The organism is Segatella copri, assembly GCF_009494395.1.
Taxonomy (GTDB): domain Bacteria; phylum Bacteroidota; class Bacteroidia; order Bacteroidales; family Bacteroidaceae; genus Prevotella.
The window spans coordinates 85,950-92,776 of the sequence record NZ_VZCB01000046.1; the positions used below are offsets into that span (position 1 = coordinate 85,950).

7 protein-coding genes are annotated in these 6,827 nt (G+C 48.6%); 2 read left to right on the forward strand and 5 right to left on the reverse strand.

Going from position 1 to position 6,827, the window contains the following annotated elements; all coding sequences use genetic code 11:
• Nucleotides 1-26 precede the first annotated feature (26 nt).
• Nucleotides 27-1,391 (forward strand): histidine--tRNA ligase, encoded by a 1,365-nt coding sequence (hisS, locus tag F7D73_RS05505; RefSeq protein ID WP_153122873.1) that lies wholly within the window; start codon nt 27-29, stop codon nt 1,389-1,391.
• Nucleotides 1,392-1,500: 109 nt separating this feature from the next.
• Nucleotides 1,501-2,493 carry a rhamnogalacturonan acetylesterase gene (locus F7D73_RS05510; RefSeq protein WP_153122875.1) on the forward strand — a complete coding sequence of 331 codons (993 nt, stop codon included), beginning with the start codon at nt 1,501-1,503 and terminating at the stop codon, nt 2,491-2,493.
• On the opposite strand, the gene F7D73_RS05515 is transcribed toward F7D73_RS05510, so the two are convergent.
• The 5 genes from F7D73_RS05515 to F7D73_RS05535 form a co-directional block, all read right to left on the reverse strand.
• A complete protein-coding gene (locus F7D73_RS05515; protein ID WP_153122877.1) occupies nt 2,486-2,917 on the reverse strand; it encodes an N-acetylmuramoyl-L-alanine amidase in 432 nt (143 codons plus the stop codon). The genes F7D73_RS05510 and F7D73_RS05515 overlap by 8 nt on opposite strands.
• A 32-nt stretch (nt 2,918-2,949) precedes the next feature.
• Nucleotides 2,950-3,042: a smalltalk protein gene (locus F7D73_RS05520; RefSeq protein WP_153122879.1), complete on the reverse strand. Its 93-nt coding sequence runs from the start codon at nt 3,040-3,042 to the stop codon at nt 2,950-2,952.
• 217 nt (nt 3,043-3,259) lie between these two features.
• Nucleotides 3,260-3,799, reverse strand: coding sequence for a DNA-binding protein (locus F7D73_RS05525; protein WP_153122881.1), 540 nt, complete (start codon nt 3,797-3,799; stop codon nt 3,260-3,262).
• 318 nt (nt 3,800-4,117) lie between these two features.
• Nucleotides 4,118-4,330: a DUF4248 domain-containing protein gene (locus F7D73_RS16380; RefSeq protein WP_153122883.1), complete on the reverse strand. Its 213-nt coding sequence runs from the start codon at nt 4,328-4,330 to the stop codon at nt 4,118-4,120.
• A 139-nt stretch (nt 4,331-4,469) separates the two neighbouring features.
• Nucleotides 4,470-6,710: a BT4734/BF3469 family protein gene (locus F7D73_RS05535; protein ID WP_153122885.1), complete on the reverse strand. Its 2,241-nt coding sequence runs from the start codon at nt 6,708-6,710 to the stop codon at nt 4,470-4,472.
• Between the last annotated feature and the right edge of the window lie 117 nt (nt 6,711-6,827).

Below are 6,827 nucleotides of genomic sequence, written 5' to 3' on the forward strand. Positions count from 1 at the left end.
AATCATTAAACAATAAACATTAATAAATGGCTCAGAAACCAAGTATACCAAAGGGCACGAGAGATTTTGGTCCTGTAGAGATGGCGAAGCGCAATTACATCTTCAATACCATCAAGGACGTATATGCCCTTTACGGATTCCAGCAGATTGAGACTCCTGCCATGGAGACCCTTCAGACTCTGATGGGAAAATATGGCGAGGAGGGCGACAAGCTGCTCTTTAAGATTTTGAATTCAGGAGACTATATGAATAAGGTGAGCGATGAGGATATTCATTCGCTCGGATCGCTCAAGTTGGCTGCCAAGCTCTGCGAAAAGGGACTTCGCTACGACTTGACTGTACCTTTTGCCCGTTACGTTGTCCAGCATCGTGAAGAACTCCAGATGCCTTTCAAGCGCTATCAGATTCAGCCTGTATGGCGTGCTGATCGCCCTCAGAAGGGTCGTTACCGTGAGTTCTATCAGTGTGATGCCGATGTGGTTGGCTCTGATTCTCTTCTCAACGAGGTAGAGCTGATGCAGATTGTGGATACCGTCTTCACCAAGTTTGGCGTGCGCGTATGCATCAAGATCAACAACCGCAAGATTCTGACTGGTATCGCTGAGGTTATCGGCGAGGCTGAGAAGATTGTAGACATCACCGTGGCTATCGACAAGCTCGACAAGATTGGTCTCGACAATGTAAACGAGGAACTTCGTCAGGATGGTATCTCTGAAGAAGCTATCGAGAAGTTGCAGCCAATTATCTCTCTGTCAGGCACAAACGATGAGAAGCTTGAAGTAATTTCTAAGGTTCTCGAAGGCTCGGAAGTGGGCTTGAAGGGAGTTGAGGAAACCAAGTTTATCCTCGATACCTTGAAGGCTGTAGGCTTGCAGAACGAGATAGAACTTGACCTTACCCTGGCTCGTGGCTTGAACTATTATACCGGAGCCATCTTCGAGGTGAAGGCGCTCGATACTCCTATGGGCAGTATCACCGGTGGTGGCCGTTATGACAACCTTACCGGCATCTTCGGTCTTCCAGGCTTGAGTGGTGTAGGTATCAGTTTCGGTGCCGACCGCATCTATGATGTGCTGAATGCGCTCGATCTCTATCCTAAGGAGGCGGTGAATACCACCCAGGTGCTCTTCATCAATTTCGGTGAGAAGGAGACTGCCTACTGTCTGCCTGTCGTCAGTGCAGCCCGTGCAGCCGGTATCCGTACAGAGATTTTCCCTGATAAGGCGAAGATGAAGAAGCAGATGAGCTATGCCAATGCCAAGAACATTCCGTTTGTAGTGCTTGCAGGCGAGAACGAGATGGCTCAGGGCAAGGTTACATTGAAGAATATGGAAAGCGGTGAACAGACCCTGGTTTCTACCGAGGAGCTGATTGCTGCTGTAAAGAAATAAGTTTTAAAAGTTTAGTTCTCGTCCTTTCATGCTTGTGTATGTGAATATATGGTATGGCAGGGCGAGTTTTTTTTATTCTGTAATGACAAATTCTTAAACTACAAAAACAATGAAGAAAATAAAGGCTATTTTATGTGTCTTCCTGTTGGCTTTGTTGATGACATCCAGCACGAAGACCACCACCATCTTTGTGATAGGTGATTCTACCGCAGCCGAGAAGGGCAATTACAAGACGAGTCCTGAGCGTGGCTGGGGTATGGTTCTGCAGGGTTGTTTCGATGACAGGATCATCGTAGACAATCATGCTGTCAACGGTCGTTCTTCCCTGAGCTTCATCAACGAGGGCCGCTGGCAGAAGGTATTGGACAAGATCAAGCCGGGCGATTATGTCTTCATCCAGTTCGGACATAATGACGAAAAGCCAATGGCCGACCGCCATACCGATCCGGGTTCCACCTTTGATGCCAATCTCGCCAAGTATGTGAACGAGACCCGTGCCAAGGGCGGCATTCCGGTACTTTTCAATGCCGTAGTACGCCGTTGCTATTATTCTGAGGAACTGAAGAATGATGATGATGAGAAGCTGCGCAACAAGAAATATGACGGCAAGGAGCTCATCAACAGCGATACCCTGATAGATACGCATGGCGCCTATGTGGTAGCGCCTCGTCATGTGGCAAAGGCATTGAATGTTCCTTTCGTTGATGCTACCAAGGTTACCCACGACATCGAGACCAGCATGGGCATCGAGGGCAGCCGCAAGCTTCACATGTGGTTCTTGCCAGGCGAGAACCCGCAGGTTCCCGCTGGCAAGAAAGACAATACACATTATAATATCTATGGAGCCCGCATCGTAGCCAACGCTTTGGCTGATGAAATAGGCAAGCAGGTTCCGGCACTCAAGAAACACGTCCGTCATTTCGACCATGTGGTATCCCAGGAGGGTAGAGGTGATTTCTTTACGCTTCAGGAAGCGGTAGATGCCATTCCGGCAGGCAAGAAGACTACCATCCTCATTCTGGGTGGTGACTGGAAAAAGCCAGTCCGCATGGATGGAAAGAAGATTAAGTTTGTGAAGTATTTCGGCGCAACCATCAGATAATGGATTCCTGCGCCAGCCATGCCTTGACGTCGAAGCAAGGACATTCCTTTCTGACGTAAGGCAGATCGCGATGCCCCAGAATCTTTGCACCAGGATAGCTGAGAATCAGACTCTTCAGGAGTGTCTTCAGCGAGTCCTTCTGTGCCGGGGTTCGGGTATCGGCTGGCTGTCCGTTCTCGTCCAGTCCGCCCTCATAGCATACTCCGATGGAATGGGCGTTGTAGTGGCGGGCATGGGCACCGATCTTGTTCTCCGGACGGCAGGGATAGATAACGCCGTCCTTGGTGATGTAGAAGTGATAGCCTATTCCGGTGAAACCGCGGGCACGGTGGCTTGCTTCCAGATCTTCTACCGTGAAGTTCTGGGTAACACGGGTGGCACTGCAATGTACCACAATCAATGAGATTTTTCTACTGTTCTGCATAATCAAAGAGTTTTTTAGTGGTTAATTTAGTTCTACTTGCAGCTTGTCACGAAGAATGAGCTGGCGATGGCAGTAAGTACAGTGATCATGAAATTAATGACAGCTTTCCAATTGATCTTTTTCATTTTTTTTAGTGGTTTTTTAGGGGTTGATAACCCTGGCGAAGGAAATACCCAAGCACCCGTACATGATGATGAAACTGTATGGACTTGTCGGGGCTAAGTATGTTGCCCCCTCTTTTTAATCATCGGAATGCTCCTGTCGCATTCCTTCGCCCGGTTATCTAACCATTAGTTCTTAAATCGATTTCGTTTCGTATCTCTGTTTTCTCTTTCTTTCGGTCTACAAGCCTACGTCTCCGCTATCAGACCCCTGTTCCTTGCCGGAATCCGATCCGCTTTGGTTACCGGAATCCGAACCGGTGTTGGAACCGGAATCGGTGCCGGGATCCGAACCAGGAGTCTTGCTCTCCTTCTTCTTGGTGAGGTCCTTCACGTTCTTGAGCGTAGCCTCCAGGTCAAGCTGGTTGTTGGAGAACTTACCCGTGGCGCGTGCACGGAGTCTCACTCCGTCAATATGGTTAGCCACGCTGAACTCCTCCTCGCTGTCGGCTCCCTTCTTTGGTCGGATACCGATGCTGAAAATTGCGAGGTTCTCAATCTTTACCGCCACGTTCTGCATGACCAGTTCTCTAACGCAGACCACCATGTCGGTGAGGATACCTCTGATGGTACCGGCCGAGAATGGGGTGTTGTGAGAAGCCATGTGCTCTGCCAGTTCGGCGATGCCGATGGTGTGAGTCACAACAGGTCTTGCATAAAACTTGCCGAACGCCTTCTTGATGAGGCTGTTGGCACACTTAACTAATTTGAACAACAACATAACAAAAATTTTTTAGTGATTAATAATTTAGTTATTTAACTCCAGCCAATCTCTCTTGATTGACAATGCAAAGATACAACATTTGCGCGGTGCTATTTAGGGTTAACGAGAAATACGAGAATAATGAGAAATAAAGTTGTCCCACAGATTGTTTTTTTAAAGTCCCACAGATTTCACAGATTTACACAGAACATTCTGATGATAATGGGAAAATATAATCTGTGTAAATCTGTGAAATCTGTGGGACTAAAAAATAATCTGTGGGACTTAAAAACCCAATCAGTGGGACTTAAAAACAATCTGTGGGGAGACGGACTTCTACGGCTCGTCCAGGTATTCGAAGATGAGTTCTACCTGGTGGCGGGTGAAGTAGTGGAGGCGCTTGCACTGCTGGGGACCATAAATGGCGGCAAACAGGGCGGGGATGCGCTTGATCCAGCGTGATAGGCGGGCTAGAGCCGCCTTCTCCGTTGACTTGGGAAAGTAGAGCATCGCAAGCTCTGCCTTATCGTAATTTCTGACTTCTATCATAGGCTATTTCATAATTTTATAGGTTTCATTTAAAAACTCCGGGAAATTTTAAAATCTCTCTGAAAGATAGGAAATTATCTCTGAGAGATAAAAAAATATCTCTCAGGGAGAAATTGTTTTCTCAGTAGGATAGGGGGGCTTATCTACCCTTATCCATCAGGTCTCTGTCGGTAGGCAGGATTTCCGAAACAATCCATTTGTTGCCGTCCTCTTCGTGCTTCTGCTGGAAGCCGAGATTCTGCATCGTCTGGCTGATGTCACGGTTTGACATCGTGTCGCGGAAGATGGAATTGGTGCAGATGCGCTCCAGAATATCACTGGTGCGGCGACGGAAGATGTTCTGGACAGGCGTATCCTCATCGGGAACCTTGTAGAACTTGAGGATTCTTTCGGCTATGTAGTCGTTCACCTGGAACAGTTTGTTGCGCACCGACTGGCGCTTGATTTCCTCATCGGTGAGCCAGTATTTCCAGTCGTCCTCCGTCAGTCCCTTCTTCTTCTTTTCGAGCACCTTCCTGGCAAGTGCCACCGCCTGGGAGTAGATGCCCTCATAGTTGAAGGGATGGGTATAGGGATTTTCTATCTTCCGGATATGCCATGTCATGTATCTGCGGCTTTCGTCCTCAGGGATGATATGGACATTGTTGCTCGTGGCACAGAAGGAGGCATTCCTCTTCAGCTGGCAGCTGTACATGTGGTAGGGGATGCGATAGGTTACTGCCATCTTGGTGATGCTGCTCTTCAGCGAATTCAGGTTCTTGCCATGGGGCACTCCGAACTCATCCAGCAGTACCAGTCCCTTCGATGCTATCAGCTCCAGGAATTCCTTCGACTTGTAGTCGCCCGCCGAGTCGTTGGCGAAGTATTCTCGCAGCGATGGCGGGAGGAGGCGTTCGAAGAAGGTGGTCTTGAAGATGCCGCCCTTGCCCACGAAGATGAGGATAGCCTGGTTGGCAGTATGGCTGGTGGTCCATTCCACGATCATTCCTACAAACCATTTCTTGAAAATCTCAACGAATTCCTCTTCCGTATGATAGTTGTCGGGACAGTCCATCACGGTCACCTTTCGGGCGAGTTCCGCGATATAGTCGGGGTCGCCTTCATGCCAGGGTGGCAGGTCCTTGAGATAATCCTCCATCGGGTTGTAGTCGACGCTGAACTCGCTGTTCACGATGATGTTGAGTCGCTTGGTCGAGGTTCTGATTCCGTCCTTTTCCATTCTGAGAAAGATGGAGTTCATGATGGAATCCTCCACGTCGGTCCAGCGGTAGTACTTGGTCTTTCCCACATAGCGTCCCCTGAGCTGCAGCTTGTTGGTGATGGTGTTGTGGCGGAAGTCGTAGTTGGTCTCCAGCCATTGCATGACGTTTTTGGTGGATGCGAGTTTTTTCGTGTTTCCTCTAGGCATTTCGCAGCTCCAGCATCCCTGGCTTTCCGTATGGTTGTATACCCAGTCAATCACCTGCTGTGTTCCGTCGTGTGCGGCATATTCCTTCGTCATCCATTGTTCCACATCCTCCTTCCTTGCCCCGTAGTTGTGGCAGAAGGTGGCAAACTGCATGACGAATTCATGCCGATGTCCCGTTTCGAACTGCACATACCAGTTTTTCGACATCTCTTCCACTTTTCTGATGATATCTTCAGAGTTGGGTGGTGTCGTGTTCTGCTGTTCCTCAGCCGTCGGGGCGCCTTTTCCAGCCTTACGCTTTCTAGGCGGCTTGCGTTTCTCTTCCTCCTTCTTCTCTTCGTTGCGGATGAAGTCTTCGGTCTCTTCCGTCGTCACGTCAATCGCCGTGGCATCCCATTGGAAGTAGGCATTCTCATCGTGCGCCAGACCGCAGATTCGGGTCATGTTGGTGCACTGTCTGTCAGCCTTCAGTCCTAGTGCTTCGTCATACAGTTTTATCGCCTTGGTGATGGCTATATGGTGCAGGTCGGTGGCTGCCAGAGGACAGCCTTTGGGTCGGGTGTATCGGCACAGGATTCTGATTCCCTTCCCGCTGATGGTCCGGTAAGCCGCCATGGTGTTCCTGATGCCTTTCACCTTCTCCATTGCCAGTTCCATCTGTTCCGGTGAGAGGTTGTCATAGTCCAGCATGAGCCAGAAGGTTTCCCATCCGAAGTCTTCCAGCTTTTTTCCTGTGCGCATGAATTGGATAGAAGGGCAGATGCCATGCGATCTCTGCTTTCTACTCATTGCCAGTTTTCTGTCTATCTTGGCATCAATTCTATACCCTTCCGTATTCTGCTGGGTATAGACGTCAGTCGTGATGAATTCCTCCAGTTTCTGAAGGCTTTCCAGTGGACGGTTGATAGTAGTGTTCAACGTCTCGAAAAACGATGGCAGTTTGTCCTGTCCTTCTTTTTGATTTATCTTCATACTCAGAAATTTTTTAGTGGCGGCTTGCTTTTTAGGGTAGGTCGTCGATAATTAATACCGCCACAAATTTATATAAAATTTTCGAATTATAAGCAAGTAATATAAAAAACTTGAATG

What these genes read in the sequence shown, in the direction of transcription:
- hisS (WP_153122873.1), top strand. Translation starts at nt 27, where the DNA reads ATGGCTCAGAAACCAAGTATACCAAAGGGCACGAGAGATTTTGGTCCT.
- F7D73_RS05510 (WP_153122875.1), top strand. Translation starts at nt 1,501, where the DNA reads ATGAAGAAAATAAAGGCTATTTTATGTGTCTTCCTGTTGGCTTTGTTG.
- F7D73_RS05515 (WP_153122877.1), bottom strand. Translation starts at nt 2,917, where the DNA reads ATGCAGAACAGTAGAAAAATCTCATTGATTGTGGTACATTGCAGTGCC.
- F7D73_RS05520 (WP_153122879.1), bottom strand. Translation starts at nt 3,042, where the DNA reads ATGAAAAAGATCAATTGGAAAGCTGTCATTAATTTCATGATCACTGTA.
- F7D73_RS05525 (WP_153122881.1), bottom strand. Translation starts at nt 3,799, where the DNA reads ATGTTGTTGTTCAAATTAGTTAAGTGTGCCAACAGCCTCATCAAGAAG.
- F7D73_RS16380 (WP_153122883.1), bottom strand. Translation starts at nt 4,330, where the DNA reads ATGATAGAAGTCAGAAATTACGATAAGGCAGAGCTTGCGATGCTCTAC.
- F7D73_RS05535 (WP_153122885.1), bottom strand. Translation starts at nt 6,710, where the DNA reads ATGAAGATAAATCAAAAAGAAGGACAGGACAAACTGCCATCGTTTTTC.